The organism is Bacillus sp. FSL H8-0492 (assembly GCF_038006145.1).
Lineage (GTDB): Bacteria > Bacillota > Bacilli > Bacillales > Bacillaceae_G > Bacillus_A > Bacillus_A mycoides.
Map to the genome: position 1 here is coordinate 64,526 of NZ_JBBOUP010000002.1, position 24,358 is coordinate 88,883.

Below are 24,358 nucleotides of genomic sequence, written 5' to 3' on the forward strand. Positions count from 1 at the left end.
CTGTATTGTACTACGCTTTACGCCATTTGCATGGAGCGTTCTTCATCGGTTTTGGTAGAGGAATCAAATGCATGTGCCAATTCTTCGAATACGGGATCAATATCTACAATCGCTGTTCTACCGTAAATGTCCTGGAACAATGCTTCGCCCCTTCTAAGCTCTCTAAGCATTCGCACATTTTCTTCAGTGATAGGTAGGTTATAATATTTCAGCATTTCCTTTGCCTCATCATCATGCTTCAGAGAAAAACAGAACTTCATTCCAACGTTCGCAATCTCTCTATTTTCCGAATTATAATCCGATGCGTTTTGTGTTCCCGAATACAACCCCATGTTATGATAACGCCCTTCTCGAATGATTTTATCGGAGATACGGCCACCCTCACGATTTTTTAACATACTGGATGCTTCATCTAACATGTAAATCTTAAATACCTCACGGTCTGAATGCATCATCGATTTTGCGAATGCACCAAGCGTGACTAAAATGCTACGTGACAACTTATCTGTTACACTTTCATTTGTATGCGGGTCTCCTTTTGGAATCTGTAAGTGCTGAATCTGCACCACCTGTAACGGTCTTTCTAAGCTGATGACACGGTAATTCTGACCAGGTTTCCCAAATAATAAATCCCCAAGCTGGATACTTTCTAACGTTGCCAATCGATTTGTTAATGCATTTAATTGTTCTCGCTCAGTTGGTAATAAATTTTCATGTAATTTCATTTTTTCCAGCTCTACACGAACTAACGTTAAACATGCGTCTTTTTCCTTTGCAACAATTTCAATTGCTTTATATAAGTAATCGTACCTTGTATCATTTAAACCGACTTCTGATAAAGATGTTAAGACTTCAAGTGCCAAGCTCTTCGCATCTTCTGTTGTTGCGCTGATTCGAAATGGATCCAAACAGCCGGCATCTTCTTTTTCCTTTCCAAGTGTCCAGATTTCTAAAAATCCCATCTCTGGCTTATTAAATCCTGGTAACAACTTGCTCCATTTGCCCCTGTCCCCCTTCGGATCTACGATAAATGCTCTTCCACCGCTAAGGACAATCCAGAAGGCTAACAAGTTCATGAGGAACGACTTTCCTTTCCCGGTTTGCCCTGCAAACATGACGGATAGACTCTCAAACTCTGTAATGATGTATTCAAGTGCTTTGGCTGCCAAGTCTGGCCGAATAAAGACAGGGCGATTTAATTTTTTGGTTTTTGCAAAGTAGAAACCTTGATTGTCCCCGATTTGTGTTGTAGCACCAAACATCCCTTGTGCGAGTATGCCTGGTTCTACAAACAATTTAAAATCTTTGTTGTATCGTTTGGAACCTGGTAGAAATTCATAAAAGTAAGCGAGTTGATCTCCAAATGAATTTACCAGTTCTATTTTCATTTTTCTATATTCCGTTTTAAGTGCTTCGATTCTCGTTTGCAATGTCTTCGCATCAGGAGCGTACACACAAAACAAGACGCTTAATTCATATCCTGGAGCACCCGAAGTCTCAAAACGATCTTTGACAATACGAACGCCTTGCCTTTTTCTCTCAATCGTCATATCTTTTGAGCCGCGTCCCATCATCGCTTGTTTTTGCTGATCTTCTAATTCCATTTCACTATTTGTTAATTTTTTTGTGACCATTTGATTTTCTAAGTGATGTGCACGAATACTCATTTCAACAGGGAATTTCAAAGCTTGAGATTGCAGTCTATAAATCCACTCTCCCCCTGGGAAAACAGATGCTTCTGGCATACTTTTCATAGCTAGAAAGGCTATATGCGCTGTTTCTATTTCTCCCTGTTCATTCTGTTGTTCCAGCACCAGAGAACGTCCTGGACTTTCATCAATGACACAATCTGTTAACTGAATCATCTTCTGTAAGTCTGGTCGCCTCACCCGTACTGTTTCTCCTTGTTCATTTTCCATTTCAAATGTGGAGCCCACTTTCCATTGTTTACCGTGGACCGGTTCTGTCATACCGCGTGTAAAGTTATGTTGGAAGAGAAAACGAATAGAGGTTGGATTGGCACGTTTTGTATTTTGAAAAGCGCTACGTACTTGATGATAAACAAGTTCTTCTGTTTCTAAATACGATTCGATTTCCTCTTCTAAAATATCTGTCGCCCCTAATCCTGAAACGTTGTGCGCTGTTTGTGTGAAGCCCTCCCATGTTTTTTTGAAGAATTTCATAGATTCTACGACAGGATTGATAATTTTCCGTTCCTTTTTTGCTTGGTTCATCTGAACCAGTACGTAAAAGCGGTACTCCATGCTTTCTTTTGCGAGCGATGAGTTCCGAAGGTACTTTTTCACTTGTTCAAAAAAGAAATGTCCTGTTGGTGCTGTTGGTCCTTTCAATGTTGCGATATGCTGATCGATGATTTCATCACAATCTGTTGTCCGTGGAATGACAAGAAACTGTACATCGTATTCTTGGTGGGTAAATAAAGCGAGTTGATTGCGGTAATACGCTTTTTTTGTACTTTCATCTTTGTGATCATATCCAAATCCGTTTACTTCATATACCGAGGAACAGCGACCATCTATACTAAATGCCAAATTCTTTTCAATGTGTTTCAACGGATTGCGTTTCATACTTTTCAACATTCTTACATTCCTCCTCTTGATTTAAAAATGTTACTGAATAGGCATGTATATCTGTGTTCTTTTGATCTATTTGTTGCGTACTTTGAACATCTTCCGGTTGATACTGTATGAACGTTGTTCCTCGCACAACATGTTTGGTTAATTTTGGGATAGAAGCTAAACGACTTCTTCGATGATTTCGAAATGTAAATGTCGTACAAGATCGTACATAGGAAAAAAGGGATTTGTCATCTGTTTTGTATTGGTCCACACCCCAGATAAGAAAAATAGGGAGAACAATGTAGTACACGAGATAAAATTGATCAATGAAATCGCTGAGCCACCATGTAAAAGGGGGGAGGAAGCGGAGCGCTACTAGCACCGCTTCTACCACTACAAAATATCCCATTGCGCGCCACGTCACAGCGCGAGGAAGTCTTTTCCCCATGAGCTCATATTGTCTTCTCATGAAACTCATATAGCTTCCGAAGCAATATGATACAATTCCATTTTGTTTTGGTTCTTGCATGCAGTTCCCTCCTTTTTCTTACAGACCGACAAGTCCACCGAGGAATGTTCCGATGGCGTTCAATGCGTCCGGTTTATTAATAAAGAACACCAATGCCCCGCCTCCTACAACTAAAGATGCGAATAATGTCCAAGCGCGCTTAAACCCTAAGTAAACACCAATTCCGATAAACACAATGTATAGTGCGTAAGTTCCTTGCGTTTTCGCTTCTTCAAATACGCCCTCTAAACCCATTCCTAGCATGAAATAATTCATAATATCCAACATATACATTCCCCTCTCGTTCCCTTAATTTTGTAGGTCTGTCACAACAAATTGCTTTCCAGCTTGTTTCACAACCAAGGTATAAACAGCCTTCATTTTTGTTTCCGAGTGTACATCAATTAGCAATACCTCTGCTTGCACCTCATATGTCCCTTTTGTTTTTCCTGGGTATACTTTGGAAGAAATGATCTTATCTAACTTCATGCTGCCTTCTAAACCTTTAATTTCTGGATTCTCAAGTACATATGCCAGTTCTTTTTGCGTTGCGGTTGTATACGATTTGAAAAATGTTGGTAAAAACTCACGAATCTCTGTTTTTGCCTTCACATCTTTCACTTCTTCTCGTTCATCTTCTGTTTCTTTTACCGTTGCTTTCTCATTTATTTTCACAACCTGTGGTAACCCATTTACGACAAATGCTTTCCCATCTGTTTGAACTGGGATGGAAACTTGTTGCATCACTTCTTTGACCTCTTCCCCACTGTTATCCGGTTTTATGCGGTGTAATTTATATTTCACTTTAAAGATCACGTTCGCTTCTTTTTGCTTCTTGTCATCCACTTTTAAAAGTGTTGCAGAAAGAAAATCTGAATCCCATTGTAAAGCATTCGTTTCTACACCAGCTTGTGAGTCTACATCTTTGGATAGATATATTTTTAAACGCTCTGCACGCTTTCTAAGATCTTCCTCTCCCCTCTTCCAGGTAAAGTACTCTTTTGTAAATAAACGTGTAAATTCAATCGCTTCTGGGCGTGTCGCAAGGTTTTGCTCAGGCACCACTTGTTTTGTTTCTGTTTGCGGCGTTACTTTTGCGTCTGCCTTCATCGTTTTGAAGACTGTAGTGCAAGAAACGAAAAACATCCAAGCTAATATCCCCCAAAAAAGCCATTTCCCTATCAATCTACCTCTATAAGAGGGAACACGTAATGCTTTACGTGGTTCCCCTTCTTTTCCATTTTTTGTTTTTCGAAACCAATTTCTTATCTTCTTCCACATAAATAGTTCCTCCCTTCCTCACAATGCACTTCCAGAACGCTTTCCATCATGCACTCTCCCTTTCTTTTAACAGTTCAAGAAAGCTCTCCACCTCTTTTTTAAACCCCGAACCTTTCTCCATTCTTGCTTGTTGAAAATTGTTGTAACAACTTAATTCATATTCCACTTCTGAAATTGCTTTTTCTTTTGTGAGTTCTTTACAATCACATTTCCATTCCAATTCGTCTAGATGTAGACCAATCTCTATTTCAAGTATCTTTCCATTTCCCATCACCAAAATTTTCTGTAGATACGTATCTGTCATAGATAAACAAATATCATAACTTTCCCCGCAATCGAGCTGACTGCAAATCTGATCTATAAACCGGCAATCTGCCTCTTCCAAATTCCCTCGTTCGTATGTTTCCTTATAGGTAAACATGTCGTTCCATCCTTTCTTTTTACGATTTTTTGGAACATGACCAAATCCTATAAACTTTTTCTTAGCTGTTAAAACCCTGGGTTGGTAGGACCACCTATCATTGGTCCTATATTCGCTAGTTCTTTCCCAAAAAACATTACAATGAGTAGGAATAGCCATACACCAAAACTTAACGTACACATCCCCCATTTTTTCAGCTGAACCAAACGGACAATTGCAACGAGTAGTAAAATACTTATTACAATGCTCTCCACTAGATAATTTCCTTGCATGTAATCCGGATTCAAACCAATAATCGGCACAATCCCTCACCCCTTTATTCGTTAAGATCCACCACCAAATGCGATGGGACCACCAATATATTTTGCAACCTCTACAATTCCTTCACTCAAGACAAAAGCCACACCCACCATGCCATACCCTAAGAATTTCATGCAGCCTTCCCACTGTTTTCGCTTGGCACAAATAAGTACCCCTAAAAGCGAATATAAACATATCCCTAGTCCTAAACACTTTACAAGCGTAATTGGATGCATATCCATCTTAATTTTCACCTCTATCGATCCACCATTTTATATACACCAACTGCAACGACTCCCAAAATCAGTACCCCTTCCCATCCTTGGGTATAGTAAGTTTCCATTACTTTACTTTGGATTGCTTCCCAGGCCGCACGTGATCCTGGTACTCTTGCAAAAATCCAATCTGAGAAAACAACTAATGTGATGATGCTTGCAACAAACGAAATAATAAATTTAAACACGATCTTATAACCCCACTTTTTCATCCATTTCTTCAATATCGCGGAAGATCTCGCCAAATGGATTTTGTAGTATGTCTTCGTATAATGTAATAAACACTGGAATTTCTGGACTTTCAACACCTTTTAAATAGCGCATTAACTCATTTTCTCTGTTTTTACTTCCAGCGATAAAAGTAAGGGAACACTGCCCGACAGGGTAAGAAATCCCTGCGTGTTTTACGTATTCATCCATCTTTTGTTGTCTCATAAATTCGTTATAACGAGTTATTTTCTCTATGAGCACCTCTTTTGTACTAAAAGAGCGCTCCATTTCTAAGAAGAGAATGCCATTTGCCGAAACGTTTCTTTTATTCCCAATGATCGCTACTGCATCAGGTCGAATAATGCCAGCCCCCTCCTTTTTTGATTTTTTTCTACTGTTCGTATATTTAAATGTGCCAAGCACCTCACTAATCCACTCTCTTAATATCCTCGAATCTTGCTTCTTAGACGCATGGGTCATCGCACACTCTACATGAGCCAACATGATACTGTGATAGACAAAATGCGGTGCACGTACAGACCATTTGGCTTTCCACCTCACATCTCCTCGCAAGTCACGTACGGTATCTACTCCTTTTTTGGTTAATGTATACACCTTCTTAGGTCTAACATTTGATCGCTTTTGTCCTCTTATAGTTGGTACTGGCAAGTATTCACTTTTAATGTAACTCGCCAACTCTAACTTACGGAGACGATTATATACAGAGCGTTTGTTATATCCATCGTAATGACGCATCGTGACGTACTCCACATCGACAAAAAGGTGCGTATATATATTTACTAAAACTTGTTCGTCTTCTTCTAATAAAGCCACTACCTTCATAACAATTACCCCTTTTACCAGTCGTCGAACATACTTTTTCTTTTCTTACGTGCTGGACGTTCTTCATTTGAACCCACCACTACAAGTTTCACTTTTGATTCCTTTTCTAGGTTGACAGGTGCCTGTTTCTCTTGTCGATCTGGTGCTTTTGTAGTTTCATTTTTTGGCGTAAGATATTTAGCTTTTGTATATAAAAACTCATCAATTTCTTTATCAATTTCCTCTGCCGATTTGCCACTATGCTGTTCCAATTCTGTAATTTTTGATTTGGTCCAATCATTTGCGGCTTGTGTTTCTTCTTTTTTTAGATAATCAGCTACATTACCGTTAGGTAAATACCGATTTAGTGGAGGGATTCGAACGGTACACCAAACGTTTCGTTCTTCTGTATCTCCTTCCAGCTTCTCTTGTGTTTGAATCGCCGCTACTAAGTTGGGTAGACCTTGCAAATAATCCGCTCTGAACTTATTTTGCATAACACCTTCCAAAATTCTTGCTGATCTCATCCCTTGACCACATACAAAGAAATTACCACCCGCTTCTCGTAATGCTTCGTTTAAATCCGGGTCTAATTGCCCCTCTACTCGTTGCGTTAAGATCCAAAGTCCTAATCCATGCTTACGGTCTTTTGCTACAACTTTGCTAAGAATCGGTATTTTAAAATCGTGTGCTTCGTCGATAAGCATAAGATGTAGTTTAGAACCAATTGGCCGTTTCTGTGCAATACGATGATATTGATTGGCAATATATGCACCTGTCACAGCTAAATCTTTCTTGCCCATTCCTAGAACATCAAAAATAACGATATGACCTTGATCCATCCATTTTCGAATATCTAAAAAACAGTCTGTTTGACCAAACATTCTCTTGAGGTAAGATGTATTCCGAAACATATCTAAACGGTTCAATATCGCCTGTTTACTGTCTTCTAATGCGTTCTCCACCTCAAATTCCCAGTAGTTCATGTAGTACTGTTTCTGTGGCCCTTTTACATGATTCAAAACATGTCTGCGAAATGCTTCATCTGTAATAAACAGTGGGACACTCAAAATCGTGTGTATGCGTGAGGTATCGGATAACAATGTTCCTATTATGTTTTCTAGCAACCTTTCGGTTTGCGGCGCTTGCCCTGGAATCACAGTTTTAATAATTTCCATAATAGATTCAACGACTGCCTGCACCTCATCTCCTGCTTCATCTGGAAATCTATGGAGTAAATTAAGTGCTGGAGGATAGTTGGTATCGCGAAAGCGTATAAAATGAACTTTGCTCCAATCTACTGTTTTTCCGTCAAGCTCTGCTTTTAACAAACGATTCATCGTAACAAGTGCTAAATCTTGTGCTGGATCAAATAATGAGAATCCACCTTCTTTATCTGGATTTTCAATCCACCGATCAATACGACTCTGCATTAAAGCCATAACTAAAGAACTTTTCCCTTTCCCTACTTTTCCTGTGATATAGCCGTGGTTACTTAAATACTTCTCTTTAATTCTTACTAATCGATCTTTGATATAGGGGTGCATAACGTGACCAATTGCGATTCCTTCCGCCAACATATCGTTTGGTAGCATTGCCTCTCCTTTATCTAAATAAAGAATGCGTTGTTCTGCTTTCTTTTCTTTATCTCCTGTCACATCTGGAAGATGAAACACATTCAAAAGTTCTGAGCTGGTCCATACCATCTTTCCATATATCGGATTTGGTACGGTGGGCATACAACGCTTGAGGCGTCTGTACCGTAACTCATTTACATCGGCCATGATACTTGCTACCATATGACCAATATTTTTAATGACTGGTACACCAGGATAATGTTCACTTGCAAAGGAAACAGATACCTGAAATGCCACTTCGTTATTTGAGAAACGTTTATTCAATGCTCTGATTTCCTCTTTTTCGAATGTGTCTAATTCATGTTTCTTTTTCTTTTTGAGTGCTTTTTCCGCTTTACGAATCCCTTTTGTAAGGTGATATCCATTGTCTGGTGAAAAGGCGATGTCTACCCATGTTTTTTCTTCCATTGCGTTTCCCAGCATCGGTAACAGATCTTTCTTGTAACGAGCGAGTGATAACGTAGCTGCTCGTTTTCGTTTGAGCACCATTCGTCCACCTACTGCTTTTTTAGATGGAAAAGGCACTTCCTTACGAGAAACTCCGTAGACTTCAGCATGCTCATATACACTCTTCATCGCTTGCACAACACGCTTTAGTTCATCTTTTGAACCACCAATATAAAAGCGTACACGTTCTTTTGGACCTTCTGGGCGAAACATAATCATTCGATACCATTCACGCCCTTTCCATAGACGTTCTAATGGTTTTCGCCCTGTTTTATGCACATGTCGAATCATTTGACCTAACTTCTCCGCTGTCACGTCATCATCGATATGCGGGATAAACATCACATATTGATATCGCTTTTTCTCAAAATATACATACAAGTAATGTAGGACGATACGGATCATTGTATAGATTAAGATTCCTAACAAGATCAGGCGGCATATACTAACAGTTACATCAATTGCTACTGGTACACGTTTCATGAGTTCCGCCAATATTTTTTCTTTGGAGTACCAGACAAAGCCCACACCCCCTAAAACAAGAAGCGGTTTCCAGTTCTTTTCAAGCATGGTTTCAAGTTCTTTATCAAACTTACTACGTGCCACTTTTTCACCTCATTTCTTACATGGACTAAGCAAGCGCTACTACTTTTTGTTGGTGTTTTTGTATGCGTTGTTCTATCGCTAATTGGACTAAAATGTGAGGTTGTGCGGATGCATGTTGGAGTTGATTCATCTGATCTAGCAATGTTTTATATTCAAAGAGTTCTTGTTTCATTTGTTCTACATCCAACTCATCTTCTACCGTGAGTTGTTCTTTCCAAAATAATTCCCAGCATTCATGCCGATTGGTATACATGGTTTCTGTTCCTCCTTTTTTTGATGGAGGATGCTCTTATGAAAGAACATCCTTCCTAAACTAAACTTGTTATCACTTGTGAAAATGTTTATGGAAATTGGATTTTGGATCAATCAGTTTCATCCCTTTTTGATGACCAGCTAATGTCATTAAAAAACTTGAAAATGCCATCCCTCTTCCTGTAATTCCAGCCAATTCAGATGAATTTTGTGAATGATTCGCTTGATTTGCCATTTGTTGACTCAATCTACCGATATAAAAACCACGTTTGCTTCGCATGTGCTTAATTGGTTTCATGAGAAATCCTCCTTTTATTTATTTATCTTTTTATATCGTTAAATAGAAGTATTCTATATTTTTATGCCTTTTTACGTTTCCATTCTTTCTCTCTTTACTCTTCTTCTAAAAATAGATCTTCTAAATCTGTAGAAAGGATTGTAACTGCTTGTTGGTGATCTTGAAATAGAACATGTTGTATATTGTTTCGCAACTGAAACCCATCTTCAGGTAATGCTAGCAAATACGATTTTTTGTATTTGATCCCATCAATCTGATAATGTACATCAAACACGCACATTATATCCCGCCCTCCCTTATCAGTTGAGAGTGTTACTTACATTTCTTGTTTTGTTTTTTTACGCATTCTGTATACATAGACAGCTGCGATACCGCCAAGTACTACAAGTGTAGCCCCAATCCATTTCCAATATGGATTTTCTGCCTTACCGCCTGTTGTTGGAAGTTTTTCTTCGACTTTCTTCGGTTGTTCTTTTGGTTGCTCTGGTTGTTTAACAATTTTGTGTGGTTTCTCTGTTGGTACAGGTTTTTCGATAACCTGTGGTGTTTGTGGTTGCTCTGGTTGAGGATGTTCTGGCTTCTCTGGTTGCGGTTTTTCTGGTATTGGTGGAACTTCTTTTTTCTTATCTTGTACTGTGTGTTTGATAATCTCGCCATCCACTTTAATTTCGAAAGAGAATGTCTCTTCATTGATTAAGAATCCTTCCGGTGCGAGCGTTTCTTTATATGTGTACTTTCCTACTGGGAGCTTCTCAAATTTTGCAATACCTTGCTCGTTTGTTTTGCCTTTGACTACTAAAGCGCCTTGCTCATCGTAAATTGTAAACTCTGCACCTGGCAATTTGTTATTCCCATCCGCTACATCTACTTTTGTGATTTCAATCGTTCCTTTTGCTTTTGTATTTTTTGCGATTAATTCGATTTTCTTTCCATTTTCCTTAATGCTGAAAGGAATTGGTTCTTTAACTAAGATGTAGCCCACTGGAGAAGATTTTTCGATAAATTGATACTCCCCATACTTCAAATTATCAACTTTGATTAGGCCATCTTTATCCGTTGTGTACTCATGTATTGCATTCCCTTTTGCATCCGCAAGGATAAATACTGCGCCTTCCAATTTCTTCTTACCATCTTGATCTACTTTCAAAAGCTGTACATTTCCTTTGATTCGTTCATTCTTCATTTCAACAACAGCAACTTCGCCTGTTTTTACTTCAAATGTTTTAGGATTTGCATCTAAAACATACCCTGTAGGTGCTTTTACTTCTTTAACCGTGTACGTACCTAACTCTAAGTTACCAAGTTCGGCTACACCGTTCTCATTAGCTGTAATCGTTCCCATAACTTCTTGACCGCTATTTAAGACTGTAAACACTGCACCTGGAAGTGGCTTTTTGTTCTCATCCACTTTCATTACTTTGAGTGAACCATTTGCTTTCCAGTACACTTGTAAGTCTGTACTTACTTGCTCTGTACTACGTTCTAACAAAACCGTTGCATCCTGGATGGTTTCAGTTCCCTTATATGCAATCGCATTGTAATTCGTTAGATTTGAAACAACTTTTAAGGATAGTTCGTTACTCTTAGAGGATTTCGGTACTTGAATACGGAATTTTTCTCCTATCAGGAACATTTCTTTGGCTTCACCTTGTTCTGTAACAACACGTGTACCTTGTGGTGCATTGTTCATTTGTACCTTGAAAGTACCTTTTTTCGCGTTTGTTTGTACTGTATATGTTGTAGTTTCAAAATATTCGCCGTTTAACTGTGCTTCTTTCTTATCTGTTGGAACTACATTCATGTATACATCTTGTGTGTCTTGACTCTGATCCGCTGCATGAATGATTGCTTTCGTTGCTTTTTCAACAGCTGCATCTTTAAATTGTAATTCTGCCGTATTGATTTGCCCCAATGAATTCCATAGGGCCAGCTGTGTTGAATAATGCGCCTGTTCCCAAGTGGAAACCCCTAATTCTTCTGGACTCTTTTGTGGGTATCCATTTAACAAGACACGGTACACAATATCATTTGTTCGTCCGCTCTCAGGAAGGTCTTGACCATTAGGCGATTTCAGGCCGTATACCAGGCAATAAGCTATTTGACCACTTGCATTCTTGAGTAGTTCTGTCCGCACGTCTTTCCCATACTGTGGAGAGTATGCCCAATCCATGTTGTACTTTTCATGATTGATGACTTCCGCACTTGCTTTATTAAGCGGTATGAAGAAGCTCATGAGCAGTAAGAATACACTCATGACGAGTAGTAATGCTTGATAGGATCGTTTCAAAATCATTTTTACAGCTCCTTTAGTAGTATCAAGTTTTCAAAGAACACTTTAGTATCCAGTTAATTAGACTGAATATTCTGTATTTTTTTGAGAAAAAAACTTTATTATTTAGTACTTTTTCAAAATTAATTAACTATCCCCGTCACATATCTTTACAAATGTAATGTAGAATAGGTACTGTTCTACTTATAAAGTTATTTCTTTTACAAAATGTAGAAGATGTTTTAAAAGGCATACTCATATAATTCTTGCCCGGTAGTATGTTGGAATAAATAATTCCTCTACTGGCAAATTAAAATAGTTCGCAATTATTTTAGCACGTTCAGCATTCGTACTTTTTTTTGTACATTCGATTTCTTGCAAGACTCCTTTTTTAATATTTAGATCTTTTGCAATTTCACCAATTGAAATTGCATGCTCTTCACGAATTTTTCTAAAAACCGTAGATCGATTGTTGTTATACATTTGTTTCACCTCCTTATTTTCATTATAGAACGCTTAAAGCTGACAGTCAACAAAAAATATAAAAAAATTATACTTTTTTATAATTATTTTATACACTAGAGAGGAGAACTTAAATGAATAATTTTGGACAAAACTTAAAGAAACTCAGAGGAATGAGGGCTATGAGTAGAAAAGACTTAGCTAATGAATTGGATATTCCATATGTAACTTTAACAACTTGGGAAAGCGGAAGTAGAATACCTAATAGCGATAAATTGGTTCCAATTGCAAACTTTTTTGGGGTAAGTGTATCAGATTTGGTAGAAAAGACAATAAATAACGATAAAATCTTAGATATGTACCATAAATCAAACGGGGATTGTGAAGATCCTATTAAACGCTTAACTACTACACTTTATGAAAAATATAAAAGCGTACCGGATCAATATAAAGCTGAAATTGAAAAAGAAATTCTTCGGTACGCCGATTTACTAAAATTAGATATAGATCAAAAAAATAAAGATAATGAGTCCGCTCCTTCATAATTCATCGATTTCTATATATTGTTCACATTGATCAAACAGGTGGCTACAAAACTCTAAGTCTAAATTATTATCAGTTATAATTCTTTCGATAATCTCTTTAATATTAGCCATAAAAAAACCTCCGTTGATATGTACTTGTACTATTCCATTCGTCATTTTCTAATTTTAGGTAATACAGAATACCTTATAAACGAAGAAAAGACATCAATGATTGATGTCTTTTCTTCGTTTATTTTATTCATCCAGAGCCACCGGGATCGGATTTCATCATGGAATTAGTCAGATTTTTTGTTCCTTCTGCAATTTGGGTAGTCGAAGTAGGTTCACTCACACAAAAGAACTGAAGAAGCAATAAAAAAACAATAATATACTTGTAAGTTCCCTGTATTTTTTTCATTTACTACCCCCCAATCTTCATCTTCTTTTCACACAGATTTAACATTTCAATCGCAAACTGAACAAAATAAAATTCATTATTCGATTTAAACTCATCAATAGCCGATTTTATAATCTCAATATCATTTATTATCATGCCTTTATAGCACAACTGTATTGGAGTCAAAGGACCTTCTTTTTCTAATCTAGTTATTATAGCAAGTGCCTTTGTTTTATCCCCTTTTCGATACCAATAAAAACTTTTTTCAGCTATATGAAGTTTTCTATAATCTATAGTATCAATATTACGATTCCAATACAACTTCAAAAAATTAATATTATTCAAAATAACATTTTTCTTAAAATGACATTTTCGCTCTATACAAATCCTTAGTGCCTTTTCCATATTTTCAAGTGCTCTTTCATATGAATCAAATATCAAACTTTCGCCTTTTCTCGATATCAAAGATGCTCGCATAACCGGGAAAAACTCTAAATATTCGTAATTATTTAGGGAATCATTAAGTTGTTTAAATTCCTCAATTTTCCCCCGCCTTAGCCTAGAATAACTGTAAAGATCCGTTATCCAAAAATTATATAAACTAATTGATTCTTTTTGCTTCAATAAATTTAAAGTGTTCAGAGCTCTATTCATATGATATTCAAACACTTTGAAATTCCCATTATCACCCAGTATTAATAATCTTAACACATCACATAACACTGTGAATTCAGCCTCTTGTGATAAAGCTGGTTTTCTTAAATAATCAATTTCTAAATAGATTTCATCAATTGGCTTAGTTTTATACATCCTTTCACAGAATAAACTGAATATTTTTGAGTAATTTCTCATCATTCGGTTATCGTGATTTGTGCATAAATTAACTATATAATCTAAAATTTCAGTATATCCATTTTGGTATGCAACAATAAATAGCTTTTTTACATTTAACAAATATTCTTTAGTATACGTTGACATTAAATATTTACAAACATCTTCAAAAGCTTCAACATCATCTGGAAACATTTTATATGCCATTTTTGAAAATGAAAAAGCCGAAATCTCTTTCCCTTCGGTCCCCCATTCACAAGCAGAGGATGCGGATACGCCACACTCTTTGCTAAATGCTGTCCAAGATTTCCCCTCATTTTTCAGCTGCATATCAAACGTTTGATGAAGTATTCCCATACCATCACCCTCTTTTTAATCTCAAGTTATACTTTTGTATAATCATTTTATATACTAAGTATTGATATTATTTTTAAAGAACTATACAATAAGTATTGTACACTATGTTAGATATGAAAAAAATTGAGAAATAAAAGGTCTCTATTTATTTTAAGAGATTCTAAAAAAGCATAAAAAAAAACCCTACCGCACCACTTTCTAATTGGTTCAATGCTTGCCGGCTAGACACCAATTAAAAAGTCCCTGGGAAGTAGAGAATTTTTATATTACACAATAATATTCGCTTTTATACATAAATTATAACACAAAGTGAATGTCGTGTGAATAAGAACCTCTATTTTCCTAATGTTTTTCTGCAAGTGCGTGTTTTGGGAAAAATAGGAGGTCTTTTTGTGTTATTAACTAACTTTTTATTAAGTACAGCAAAACGAGAATTAAGTCCGCAATTATATCGTATTCCTAAGTGTAAAGAGGGAGCTATCAATCAAGCAGTCAAAAGCGTAATCAAAGATATTGATAGCATCCTATTTAAATATGAAGGCAAAACTACAAAAGAATACTTCGAGAAAACGCCACGCCGATATGAAGCGCTTGAAACCGTGCTTTCCTACCTTGTTCAGGAGGGATTTTCCCAAGTTAGACAAGAGCAAATTAGCCAAAAATCGGGTATTTCTGTACCACTAATCAACTTTATTCTGAATTGGCTAGAAGACCTGGAAGTATGCCATCAAATTAAAACCAGACGTCACAATAAAATTGCGCCGTCTATCTACATTTTAAGCCTACATAATAATTACTTGAAAATTATTGAGTATTTTAAGCAAAAATGGGCATTAACAATCAATGTTTTTGCTACATTTACAGAGTTTTTGTCAAAGAAAATAAATAAAAAGCAAAAGAAAGATTCAAATAATAGCGAAGATACCCCAATTTCTACATGTCATGGATTCGATTTATTTACACCTGTTGAAGTAGAACCTGAAGAAAAAGAAAATGAGGAACAAGAAACGAATTCTGACGAAGATAAAACATTGGAAACTAGCTTACAAGAGATACTGGCGGCAAGATTACAAGAAATGAATGATTTTATGAGTGAAAATCAGAAGAAGCTGTATCTCTACATGTTAAGTAAAGATACAAATATTACTGAAAAAGATGCTTATACAATTGCATTGCGTATGCCACCAGACGTAGATCGGGAGGTAAGAAAGACTTTCGAGGAGTGTGTACGCCATTTTGAGCATACTCAATCAGATGTAAGTACTCCTGCGCATTTCATAGAGGTGTACACAAATAAACTCCATGCGTATAGGAAAATACGCATGGAGAAGTATAAAAAAGATAGAGAGTCTAGAGTGGACATTGACTTTAAAAAGTTCAAAGAAATGCTAGATCCTAACTCTTAACTTTTATTTCTCACAACAAAATAAAATAACTGTAGCCTTGTTCAAAAAAATGACAGTGACAAGGCTTTTTGTCATGCAATCATAATTGTTATTTTTAAAATCTACTAATCTTACTATTTAACTTCAAGGTCTTAGCGCCGTTTTCAGCAAAAAAACACGTGAGATTTATCATAGAATGCCAGGGAACTTTCATCAGCAATTAAATAAGGAATTGAATAAGAAGAAATCTCTAAGCCCTTGTGAGAGTAAGGATACAAGCCCTAAAATAAATCCTAATGTATTTAATGTTTTTATTTTTTTTAAAACAAGATTTAATAATAAGAGTATCCTATATTTCTAATTTGAATTTCAGTTTTAAAAATACTTCCAAATACCTCAAAAGATCTTATATCCCCAAAAAACGAAGAATACTCGTACAATATGTGCAAATTATTCATCTAAACTAAAAACATACTAAAATCCATATTCCAACTGTATTCAAACAAATAGGAGAGTTATATACATAAAACAACCATATGAATTACTGATGAATTAGGAATGAAACTGTGATGTTTTCGTTCATCACCTGATTCATCATTTGCGGTTGTCAAAAAACGTTGATATATAGGGAAGTTTCGGGATTCTCCATGTCCTCGCTAAACCAGATGAAATCTTGAAGCTTTCCTTGTTCTGGTATCTCGATTCGAATGAATCAGATAGCAGGGCAAGGGAAAAGTTTTAAAAACTACATAATCGGCGCGGCGGGCATCGTTCACTTCATACATCGAACTCGGCTCACTCCCCTTTCGTTGTCTAACACGGCACAGGGCTCTTCCTCTTGGCACGGTACGGAGATCTATTTCGGGTTTGCTTCAGCTGATCGTTTCAACTAAAAGTTTATTCAAAGAAAACCGCAAGCCCTAGAATCCCCTATTGTTTGTTTTGGTGGTTTCCCGATATAATTGCGGTACACAATTTTTAGGACAAAGGAGTGTATGGACATGACATGGGATTCCGCCCTTGATTTGTTCCTTGCTGATTTGTTAAAACGCGGCCGAAAGCCTTCAACCATCAAACAATATCGTTATGATCTCTCGCTTTTTGTCTCCTGGATTCAGAAACGACATATTTTGCCCCCAGAAGACGTTTTTCGCTCATTTGATGGAAATGTATTAGAATATTACTTACAATCGCTTAAAAAGGAACGTGGAGCTTCAATATCTAATGTGAAGCGTGTACAAGGAATTCTGATTAACTTTTTACAGTTTCACGGTACCGCAGACAGTTTAAAAAGCAATGTTGCGCCGCCAGGGCTTACCTCTAAACACTTTGCATCCGATGAAGAAATAGAAAAGTTATTACGAGTCATGCGAAGCTATAACGGATTGACAGAATACCAGGCGTCTGGCCGAAAATTCATTCTCGAACGTAACCTTTTATTAGTTCATTTCATGCTTAATTATGGTCTATCAATTCAAGACATTATTACGCTTTCTATGCATGATATTAATTTTGGGACAAATACCATCACACCAGGTGGTTTGCATGCTTATAAGCGCTCTATTACCTTGTCAAAAAAGGACGTAAAACTTGCCCTATCCTACTACAATCAGATTCCAAAGCTCATACGGCCACGTCAACAAACCGGAGACCCGTTCTTTGTTGCGTTCGATTTCGCTCCGCAAACGTTCCGTTGGGATTATGACAAAGATCAACCGGCTGCCTTAAAAAAAATCGCTGTTCAACGAATGCTACAGAAAGAAGTCAAACGTGCTGAAATTAAAGTTACACCTACCATGTTGCGGAATCGGTTTATATTAAATGCCCTGCAAAATGGTATGAAACCTCTTGAAATACAAGTGTTTCTAGGTTTAAAGAGTATTGAGGCGTTGCATCGATACATTCAATTTTGGAGTGAGTTACAAAGCAAAGAAAACAGAATATAGCTTTGAAAAGTCCTGGTATCCACTATATTAGGACTTTTTGTATTGTATATTTTATGAATTCGATAAGATGTTAACTTAATTTTCTATGTTAACATTATATATTTTTCGTGTTTTAAAATGAGATGAATGTCTTATTTTATAAAGGTTTTTACTTTTAAATAAATGTTAACTTTTCAAAATAAAATACTTCCAATCAAAGTTGAATCATGGTATATTGTTAACAAAGATAACTAAAGGAGTGATTCGATAATGAAAATTTCAATGATGAATAAGGATTCTGGAAACTCTCTTGATATGAATTTAATCGATGGGTATTACATCGAAATTCCTACAAACGTTGTGGAAATCAGCAAAGAAGAAACCGATTCTCATTTTGTTGCAACAATTAACAATCCAAAAGATTTACTTTCTCGCTTATTAATCTCAACAACGATTCCTGGCGAAGAAAAAGAACGCTACTTTCTAGTAGGCGATGAAGCCGCAAAACACGCGCTAGCAAATAATCATGTGAATAAACTCCACGATAAAATCACAAGTCACATCCCCTACGTTATGTTTTTATCTGCCGTTTCTTTTTATCATGCTATTAATGAACAACGTGCATCGGACGATGATACAGTTGAAATAGAATATTTCCAAACAATGCTCCCTATTTGGTTGCTAAAACGTACAGCGAAGTTTAGCGAAGCCCAAAATGCAATGGCTGAACGATTCGCTAGAGAACATCAAGTTACGATTCATACTCCTGGAATGGAACGAACACTAAAAATCGGTGTAGAAAAGGCTGCTTGCCGAATTGAGGGCGAAATTGCACGTTTAGGTATCAAGAAAAACTTTGAATTAGAAGACCGTGAGGAAGCAAGACAGTTCGATAATAACGATACAGTATTAGTTGATATTGGCGGTGGAACAATTGACCTTGTTTTATCCCCAGCTGGTTTAAAACCACCGAAAAACCGTGATTCCATGCAACCAATAGATAAATTAGCTTATCTGTCTCACATCGAAAAACTAAGAAAAGAAAAATTCCTTGAATATTTCTCTGACTTACGTTCTTTTGAAACATTTATCGTGAATAACTTCCAAAAACCTAAAATGGAATTAGTTGACGGAAACACTGGAAAACGCGTGGATCTTACAGATAAAATTCAGTCTTCTTTAAAAGAATTTGCGAAGATTCTCATTCTAAAAATTCAAGATGTCATGCCAGCTCCAGCTGACAAAGTTTATAAATACATCTATTTTGGTGGCGTTGCACCCATTTTAGAAACGAGTATTCATGAAGTAATTGAAGAAATGTATGGAGCTGAAATTGCACAAGCAAACCATATTTTCTTGCCAGACTCCCGCAAGTTAAATTTATACGGGCTTGAAGTAAAAAGCCGTGGTGAAATGCTACAAAAAGCTGATAAATAAGCATAAACAGAAAGGAGGAGCCACATGGGACGTACCAAAAAAATAGAGAAACAAACGGTCTTTGGTCTTCGAACAGATCACATGAGTGAAAAGGTGTATAATCATCTAGAAAAAAAAGCTCGTTCTAAAAGACTTGCATCTTATATTATTCAATTAGTTGAACAGGACTTAACAAAACAAGAACCTTTCAATGCAAAAGATGAACTTATGGAAGTTGCACGAAACCAAGAACACATGATGAAAGCAATGGAACAACTTACACGTAAAATTTCATTACTCCAAGTGGCTCCAGTATCAACTGTTCTTATGCCAAATCAAGAAAATACAACGCCGTCCCTTGAAAATGATCTATTAAAAGATGTAGGGCGAATGGGACAATTAATAATCAACACTACTGTCACAGGTTCACTAGATGATGACGATTTAGAAGATCCAGACTTTTAGAATCCCTACAAAAAGGTTGCCCTTATATAGGAGCAACCTTTTTTATTAAATTCACAAGGATTCTATTAAAAAGTGTATAATATTATCCGTAAAGGAGGTGTATGTGACGTGTCACACGACGCCGTAACGGATATACAAAATGTTTATTGGACCCGCGAAGTTGCTGAACTATTAGGAGTTAAAGAAGGCACAATAAGGAAATATGCCCGCTTATTAGAAGAACGCGGTTATAACTTCCACCGTAACGATCATGACCAACGCGGATTTTTTGACAAAGACGTTATGATTCTAAAAAAAATTCAAGAGCTAAGTAAAAATAAGTCTATGACGCTAGATGATGCCGCAAATACTATTGTATCAATGCATTCAAACAAAAATTTAACACCCATTACGCCCCCCGCTACAGACGAAAATACGCATAATATAACGCGTTATGAACACATAATGGAGGCTTTTCAGACCCTTACACAAGAAAATAACGAGTTGAAGAAGATTTTGGGGACTATATCATCTGAAATATTGGAACAAAGACAGTTGTTAGAAGAACAATCACAAAAAATCGAACAGTTGCATACAGAACTTAAAAAAAATAAACAACAACTTAATGCACCTCAAGAAAAACAAGGATTTTTTGCAAAGCTATTCAAATAAATTTTTGGGTTCGTCACTTTTCCTTTAGTTCGTCTGGAAGGATAAAGGACGAACCCTATTGTTTAGTATTCAAATATGCACACCGATTTGTCTTATTCTTGCTCAGATAATACAAATGTTGGATCTTTAGATGGATATATTCCTACATCATTTAACTCGGCCTCTAATAATAATATTTGTTTTTCAAAATTATCTTTCAAGGTAATATCTGTAATCCGAAATACCTTCCATCCATTTGCTTTCATATATTTATCACGTTTTCTATCCCGTTGTATTCCTTCTGGTGTTCGATGAAATGGTCCATCGATTTCTACATCTATTTTCGCACCAGTTGCAGAGAAGAATGCAAAATCTAACTTGTAACGCGTCTTTGTTACTTTGTACTGTACAATTGGATGATATCCTTTATAACACAATGCATCATATACTCGTTTTTCTAATTTGTTAGAACATTTGGATCGTTGTGGATCGTTATCCGGATTATATCTAGATGAAGAAGTTGTAATTTGAGATAAAAAGAAAAATATCAAAGCACATCCTAAAACAACAAGTAATCCTATCATTATTACTCACTCCAAAAACATGTATTTAAAAGAAGTCTAATGACAAGTATCATGACCATTATTCACTTTTATATGTGTCGAAACATTTTTAGAAACCGCCTTGCAAAGATTTGTTGTATGATGCGTAAGTCAAATCTTTGCATTGTATGTATACCTCATTCCAAGCGAAAATATCAATAAATCGTTCGTGTGAATAATCTATAAATCTCATTTTTTCATATTTCAAATAACCTTAAGGTTATTTGAAATGTATGTAAGTTCACTTTTCTGTCCATAATTGTAAATAAAAAAATTATAGGATTGGAAGTGAAAAAATGTTTTTTCGACAAACACGAACCAACTTAAAAAAATGGTTAGATCGACAAGGTATTGAACAAAAAGAATTGGCTAAAAAATCTAAAGTATCCGCTAAAACCATAAGTAAAGCATGTAGGGACACTTCTTATATACCAAAACCGGAAATTATGAAGAAAATATTAAATACTATAAGAAAAGTTGACCCCCATGCTAAAATAAATGACTTTTGGGACATGTAAAAGCACAAGAAACTATTGTCTTGTGCTTTACTGTTTTATTTAAGTAACCACCAACATTGATTTGTAATTTTATTTAAGGCGTCTGCTACATCCTCTAATCTCTTCATTTCTTCTTGTGTGAGTTCTTGTTCATATATCTCGCGATAATCTTCTGTCATGCGCTCCAGTGTGAGATATATCCAAAATGCAATTTCATGTGTGCCAATTTGATACCTTTGAAATGCTTCATTCAATTCTTTCGTTAAATCAATCAATTCAATCGCTCCTTTATAATTGCTTTTTGGACGATCCAATTTGCACAGAAATACTTTTTGATTTTGGAGTAACTTGCTCTAAAAAGTACTGAATAGTGGAGGCTTGAAAGATGAGGAAATTTGAGCTAGAGATCGGATACGTCGAATCGGTAAGAAGTAACAAAGAAGGGAATACATGTGTATGCTTGGGCTGCCAGGGTTCTTTTTGCCATTCCATACTATGAAAATATAATTCGTATCGTTTTATCTTTGTTTGCATGACTGCTTTACTGTAAATTGAATTTTGCACTTCAATAAAGAATGGACTTTTTCGCCAAATGGTAAAGATATCTGGCTCCATATACCCTTTCTTATACTTTGGTTCTACCTGAAACACTTTTGGTCTTTCAACTTGTAATAACTGTTTGTATACATCTACAATTGCTAAGAAATGACGGATTTTTTGACTACCTTTGCGTATGGGACTCGGATAGGGAAAATACACATATGGACGTTGGGACGTGTCTACATCAATATACCCTTCACGACAAAGACGTTTCATGACCGTATTGCAACAAGTAACAGCATTTTTTACTTTCTTAAAATGAAGATCAATAATATCATCCCGCGACATACAACGAAATTGCTGTAAATGACTGATAATCTGTTTGTCTCTAGTCGTTAACATCATCTAACACCCCAAATACAGCTTCTTGTTTATACTCTTCTAGCTCCTTATTCACAATATCCTGGTCTTTTGGGATGCGATAGGGTTCTATAATCTCCTTCGCTTTACTTAATTCTAGAAAAGGTGCTTGCACTTTTTGTAGTCCATTTAGTTTTAAAATCATTTGACCAGATTGCTCCAAGTTTTCAGATCCTGGCGTACCCATGATAGTACTGTTTATAGAATCCGCACATTTAAATCCCATTCTTACCGTCATATTGAGCTTTAATTTGCCATCCAACACTTTAGCATCTGGACGTTGCATACTCAGCATAAGAAAGATTCCAAGCGATCGGCCAACAGCGGATATTTTTTCTATTATGGTGGTACATTCTTGCTCATCCTGAAGCATTGCTACTTCATCAATCGCAATTAATATATAGGGGATTTGTTCATCTGTGGTTATTTCATTGTATTCATCGATATGGCCTACTTCATATTCTTCCATCAGTTTTCTTCTATACAGCACTTCTTTCCAAAGCTTTTTCAACATTGCTGTCATTTCCATTTCTTCCATACAAACATCTTTTACATGTTTCACTCTTCGTAAGAAGTGGAACTCTGAATTCTTTAAATCTCCCAGGTACAAATGCAGTTGATTGGGTGTCATATATTGAATTAATGTAGACAATACAACGCGTACCATACTACTCTTTCCACTCCCTGTTTCACCAGCAATCAATAAATGTGGTGTATTTGCCTCCACCATATCATAGACAATCATTTTCCCGAATTGGTCACGTCCTACGACAATTGGTAAACGATATTCTTGTAATAATGGCTGCCATTGTTTATAGCGGTACGTAAATTGCTGCAATCCCGCATCAAAAAAGAATACATGAAGGACAAATTTTTTCACACTGCCTTGAATCATAAGATTCTTACCCAAAATTTGCTGAAAACAAAACCATTTCTTTTGGATTTGCGCTGGATCCACTCCATTTGGCAATGTAAAAGTGTACCTCACACTTTCTTTTTGTTCTAAGATGTCATGGATTTTAGGATAAACTGGAACCTTTCCCCCTCTCGTAACATGCTCATCATATATCTTCGCTTTTCGAAACACTGTTTCTAATTGATGTTTATACTTTCTTTTTTGTAACCACTCCTTCAAATACATCGCCCCCTATAACATCATCAAAATGCGAATGAATACATAACCAATGAACCCAATCCCACCTATCCGTACACCGTAATACAGCCCTTCTGAAACAAGTTTTGCCGGAAATATATGATCATTACGTACCAGGTATTTTTCCAACAAAACAGCTCCAATCGTAAGCCCTCCTAATACACCTAGTGCAAGATATGTATGAACAAGTGGCTGTGACATATGAAAGAATGCAAGTGGACTGATAGGACCTATACTGTATATCTTTGTTTGTTTTTTCTTTTTATAGGACTGATTCATAAAAGATTGGAAAGAAATTGTCTCTTTTCGCTTAAACATATTTTTTCCTCCTAGAAAAACAAAATCGTTAATAATTGCGGTATCCAGTCCAATGCAATATAAATACAATCTAAAACCATGTGAGAGGTATTTTTAATTAGCTCAAATGCATCAACAGGTACGTTTGTTAGGACGTTGGCCAGTTCATCCGGTAATTTTTGTATTTCTCGTGCTGTACCATTCAGTGGCTCTGTCACATACCAACTCATCCACCTGTACAAAAAATCCGTCGTATCTGTTGCACTCATTGCGTTTTGATTCAGCGCATCCCATTGACACATAAACTCGTTTGTTGAACCCCTACACCAATCAGCTATTTCTTGGCTATTGCGAAATTGCGGACTAGGTATTTGATTCCATCCTTTCATTGGATCACTCTTCAAATAGAATTTTATTTGGTTACCAATAATCTCATAAGAATTTTCCATTGTCGATTCTCCTTATTTATTATCTAGATGCCTACAGGATTCCGAACAATACTTCTTTCCGTAATACTCCCAATACATCCAAAGCGACAAAAAGACAATGACA

The 24,358-nt window shown here is 36.3% G+C and carries 30 protein-coding genes; 7 read left to right on the top strand and 23 right to left on the bottom strand.

Annotation, left to right across the window (positions count from 1 at the left end):
- Positions 1 to 17: 17 nt before the first annotated feature.
- The 15 genes from MHH66_RS27630 to MHH66_RS27700 all read right to left on the bottom strand — a co-directional run bounded on the left by MHH66_RS27630 (position 18) and on the right by MHH66_RS27700 (position 12,388).
- Positions 18 to 2,600, bottom strand: coding sequence for an ATP-binding protein (locus MHH66_RS27630; protein ID WP_078185338.1), 2,583 nt, complete (start codon positions 2,598 to 2,600; stop codon positions 18 to 20).
- Complete coding sequence (locus MHH66_RS27635) at positions 2,560 to 3,108, bottom strand: TcpE family conjugal transfer membrane protein (RefSeq protein ID WP_078185337.1); 549 nt, start codon at positions 3,106 to 3,108, stop codon at positions 2,560 to 2,562. Before MHH66_RS27635 ends, MHH66_RS27630 begins: the two co-directional genes overlap by 41 nt.
- Positions 3,109 to 3,126: 18 nt before the next feature.
- Positions 3,127 to 3,381 (bottom strand): TcpD family membrane protein, encoded by a 255-nt coding sequence (locus MHH66_RS27640; RefSeq protein WP_407060708.1) that lies wholly within the window; start codon positions 3,379 to 3,381, stop codon positions 3,127 to 3,129.
- A gap of 15 nt (positions 3,382 to 3,396) precedes the next feature.
- The gene (locus MHH66_RS27645; RefSeq protein ID WP_078185335.1) at positions 3,397 to 4,368 is read right to left on the bottom strand and encodes a conjugal transfer protein; all 972 of its coding nucleotides are present in this window, start codon (positions 4,366 to 4,368) and stop codon (positions 3,397 to 3,399) included.
- A 46-nt stretch (positions 4,369 to 4,414) separates the two neighbouring features.
- A complete protein-coding gene (locus MHH66_RS27650; protein WP_078185334.1) occupies positions 4,415 to 4,789 on the bottom strand; it encodes a hypothetical protein in 375 nt (124 codons plus the stop codon).
- A gap of 68 nt (positions 4,790 to 4,857) precedes the next feature.
- Positions 4,858 to 5,091, bottom strand: a complete 234-nt coding sequence (locus MHH66_RS27655) for a hypothetical protein (protein ID WP_078185333.1) — start codon at positions 5,089 to 5,091, stop codon at positions 4,858 to 4,860.
- A 21-nt stretch (positions 5,092 to 5,112) separates the two neighbouring features.
- Positions 5,113 to 5,343 (bottom strand): hypothetical protein, encoded by a 231-nt coding sequence (locus tag MHH66_RS27660; RefSeq protein ID WP_258034814.1) that lies wholly within the window; start codon positions 5,341 to 5,343, stop codon positions 5,113 to 5,115.
- Positions 5,344 to 5,345: 2 nt separating this feature from the next.
- Positions 5,346 to 5,552, bottom strand: a complete 207-nt coding sequence (locus MHH66_RS27665; RefSeq protein ID WP_078185381.1) for a hypothetical protein — start codon at positions 5,550 to 5,552, stop codon at positions 5,346 to 5,348.
- A gap of 4 nt (positions 5,553 to 5,556) precedes the next feature.
- The gene (locus tag MHH66_RS27670) at positions 5,557 to 6,417 is read right to left on the bottom strand and encodes a replication-relaxation family protein (protein WP_078185331.1); all 861 of its coding nucleotides are present in this window, start codon (positions 6,415 to 6,417) and stop codon (positions 5,557 to 5,559) included.
- Positions 6,418 to 6,431: 14 nt separating this feature from the next.
- Complete coding sequence (locus MHH66_RS27675; protein WP_078185330.1) at positions 6,432 to 9,086, bottom strand: ATP-binding protein; 2,655 nt, start codon at positions 9,084 to 9,086, stop codon at positions 6,432 to 6,434.
- A gap of 25 nt (positions 9,087 to 9,111) precedes the next feature.
- The gene (locus MHH66_RS27680) at positions 9,112 to 9,339 is read right to left on the bottom strand and encodes a hypothetical protein (RefSeq protein WP_078185329.1); all 228 of its coding nucleotides are present in this window, start codon (positions 9,337 to 9,339) and stop codon (positions 9,112 to 9,114) included.
- A 72-nt stretch (positions 9,340 to 9,411) separates the two neighbouring features.
- Positions 9,412 to 9,636, bottom strand: a complete 225-nt coding sequence (locus MHH66_RS27685; RefSeq protein ID WP_078185328.1) for a hypothetical protein — start codon at positions 9,634 to 9,636, stop codon at positions 9,412 to 9,414.
- A 94-nt stretch (positions 9,637 to 9,730) separates the two neighbouring features.
- Entirely contained in the window at positions 9,731 to 9,916 is a 186-nt protein-coding gene (locus tag MHH66_RS27690) for a hypothetical protein (RefSeq protein WP_078185327.1), read from the bottom strand.
- Positions 9,917 to 9,952: 36 nt separating this feature from the next.
- Entirely contained in the window at positions 9,953 to 11,929 is a 1,977-nt protein-coding gene (locus tag MHH66_RS27695; RefSeq protein ID WP_078185326.1) for a thioester domain-containing protein, read from the bottom strand.
- Positions 11,930 to 12,160: 231 nt separating this feature from the next.
- Complete coding sequence (locus MHH66_RS27700; RefSeq protein ID WP_078185325.1) at positions 12,161 to 12,388, bottom strand: helix-turn-helix domain-containing protein; 228 nt, start codon at positions 12,386 to 12,388, stop codon at positions 12,161 to 12,163.
- 113 nt (positions 12,389 to 12,501) lie between these two features.
- Between MHH66_RS27700 and MHH66_RS27705 the strand changes: the two genes are divergently transcribed.
- Complete coding sequence (locus MHH66_RS27705; RefSeq protein ID WP_078185324.1) at positions 12,502 to 12,912, top strand: helix-turn-helix domain-containing protein; 411 nt, start codon at positions 12,502 to 12,504, stop codon at positions 12,910 to 12,912.
- Positions 12,913 to 13,150: 238 nt separating this feature from the next.
- Here the strand turns inward: MHH66_RS27705 and MHH66_RS27710 are convergent, their stop codons facing one another.
- On the bottom strand, positions 13,151 to 13,309 hold the full coding sequence (locus tag MHH66_RS27710; RefSeq protein ID WP_157812410.1) for a hypothetical protein: 159 nt from the start codon (positions 13,307 to 13,309) through the stop codon (positions 13,151 to 13,153).
- Positions 13,310 to 13,312: 3 nt separating this feature from the next.
- On the bottom strand, positions 13,313 to 14,476 hold the full coding sequence (locus MHH66_RS27715) for an AimR family lysis-lysogeny pheromone receptor (RefSeq protein ID WP_078185323.1): 1,164 nt from the start codon (positions 14,474 to 14,476) through the stop codon (positions 13,313 to 13,315).
- Positions 14,477 to 14,868: 392 nt separating this feature from the next.
- Between MHH66_RS27715 and MHH66_RS27720 the strand changes: the two genes are divergently transcribed.
- From MHH66_RS27720 to MHH66_RS27740, 5 genes are all read left to right on the top strand, one after another.
- Complete coding sequence (locus tag MHH66_RS27720; RefSeq protein WP_078185322.1) at positions 14,869 to 15,882, top strand: Replicase RepFR55; 1,014 nt, start codon at positions 14,869 to 14,871, stop codon at positions 15,880 to 15,882.
- Positions 15,883 to 16,862: 980 nt separating this feature from the next.
- Complete coding sequence (locus MHH66_RS27725; RefSeq protein WP_078185321.1) at positions 16,863 to 17,807, top strand: tyrosine-type recombinase/integrase; 945 nt, start codon at positions 16,863 to 16,865, stop codon at positions 17,805 to 17,807.
- Between the two features lie 249 nt (positions 17,808 to 18,056).
- Entirely contained in the window at positions 18,057 to 19,223 is a 1,167-nt protein-coding gene (locus tag MHH66_RS27730) for a ParM/StbA family protein (protein ID WP_078185320.1), read from the top strand.
- Positions 19,224 to 19,247: 24 nt separating this feature from the next.
- On the top strand, positions 19,248 to 19,667 hold the full coding sequence (locus MHH66_RS27735; protein WP_078185319.1) for a hypothetical protein: 420 nt from the start codon (positions 19,248 to 19,250) through the stop codon (positions 19,665 to 19,667).
- A gap of 108 nt (positions 19,668 to 19,775) precedes the next feature.
- Positions 19,776 to 20,318, top strand: a complete 543-nt coding sequence (locus MHH66_RS27740; protein ID WP_078185318.1) for a MerR family transcriptional regulator — start codon at positions 19,776 to 19,778, stop codon at positions 20,316 to 20,318.
- Between the two features lie 92 nt (positions 20,319 to 20,410).
- Here the strand turns inward: MHH66_RS27740 and MHH66_RS27745 are convergent, their stop codons facing one another.
- The gene (locus MHH66_RS27745) at positions 20,411 to 20,881 is read right to left on the bottom strand and encodes an endonuclease domain-containing protein (RefSeq protein ID WP_078185317.1); all 471 of its coding nucleotides are present in this window, start codon (positions 20,879 to 20,881) and stop codon (positions 20,411 to 20,413) included.
- 314 nt (positions 20,882 to 21,195) lie between these two features.
- On the opposite strand from MHH66_RS27745, the gene MHH66_RS27750 reads away from it, so the two are divergent.
- Positions 21,196 to 21,417, top strand: coding sequence for a helix-turn-helix domain-containing protein (locus tag MHH66_RS27750; RefSeq protein WP_078185316.1), 222 nt, complete (start codon positions 21,196 to 21,198; stop codon positions 21,415 to 21,417).
- Positions 21,418 to 21,452: 35 nt separating this feature from the next.
- Here the strand turns inward: MHH66_RS27750 and MHH66_RS27755 are convergent, their stop codons facing one another.
- The 5 genes from MHH66_RS27755 to MHH66_RS27775 are packed head-to-tail and all read right to left on the bottom strand — an operon-like array spanning position 21,453 to position 24,255.
- Positions 21,453 to 21,671, bottom strand: coding sequence for a hypothetical protein (locus MHH66_RS27755; protein WP_078185315.1), 219 nt, complete (start codon positions 21,669 to 21,671; stop codon positions 21,453 to 21,455).
- Between the two features lie 13 nt (positions 21,672 to 21,684).
- Positions 21,685 to 22,341 (bottom strand): replication-relaxation family protein, encoded by a 657-nt coding sequence (locus tag MHH66_RS27760; RefSeq protein ID WP_078185314.1) that lies wholly within the window; start codon positions 22,339 to 22,341, stop codon positions 21,685 to 21,687.
- A complete protein-coding gene (locus MHH66_RS27765) occupies positions 22,325 to 23,497 on the bottom strand; it encodes an FtsK/SpoIIIE domain-containing protein (RefSeq protein WP_078185313.1) in 1,173 nt (390 codons plus the stop codon). The genes MHH66_RS27760 and MHH66_RS27765 overlap by 17 nt, the downstream gene beginning before the upstream one ends.
- Before the next feature lie 6 nt (positions 23,498 to 23,503).
- Positions 23,504 to 23,827 (bottom strand): hypothetical protein, encoded by a 324-nt coding sequence (locus MHH66_RS27770; RefSeq protein ID WP_078185312.1) that lies wholly within the window; start codon positions 23,825 to 23,827, stop codon positions 23,504 to 23,506.
- 11 nt (positions 23,828 to 23,838) lie between these two features.
- Entirely contained in the window at positions 23,839 to 24,255 is a 417-nt protein-coding gene (locus tag MHH66_RS27775) for a hypothetical protein (RefSeq protein ID WP_078185311.1), read from the bottom strand.
- Positions 24,256 to 24,358 lie beyond the last annotated feature (103 nt).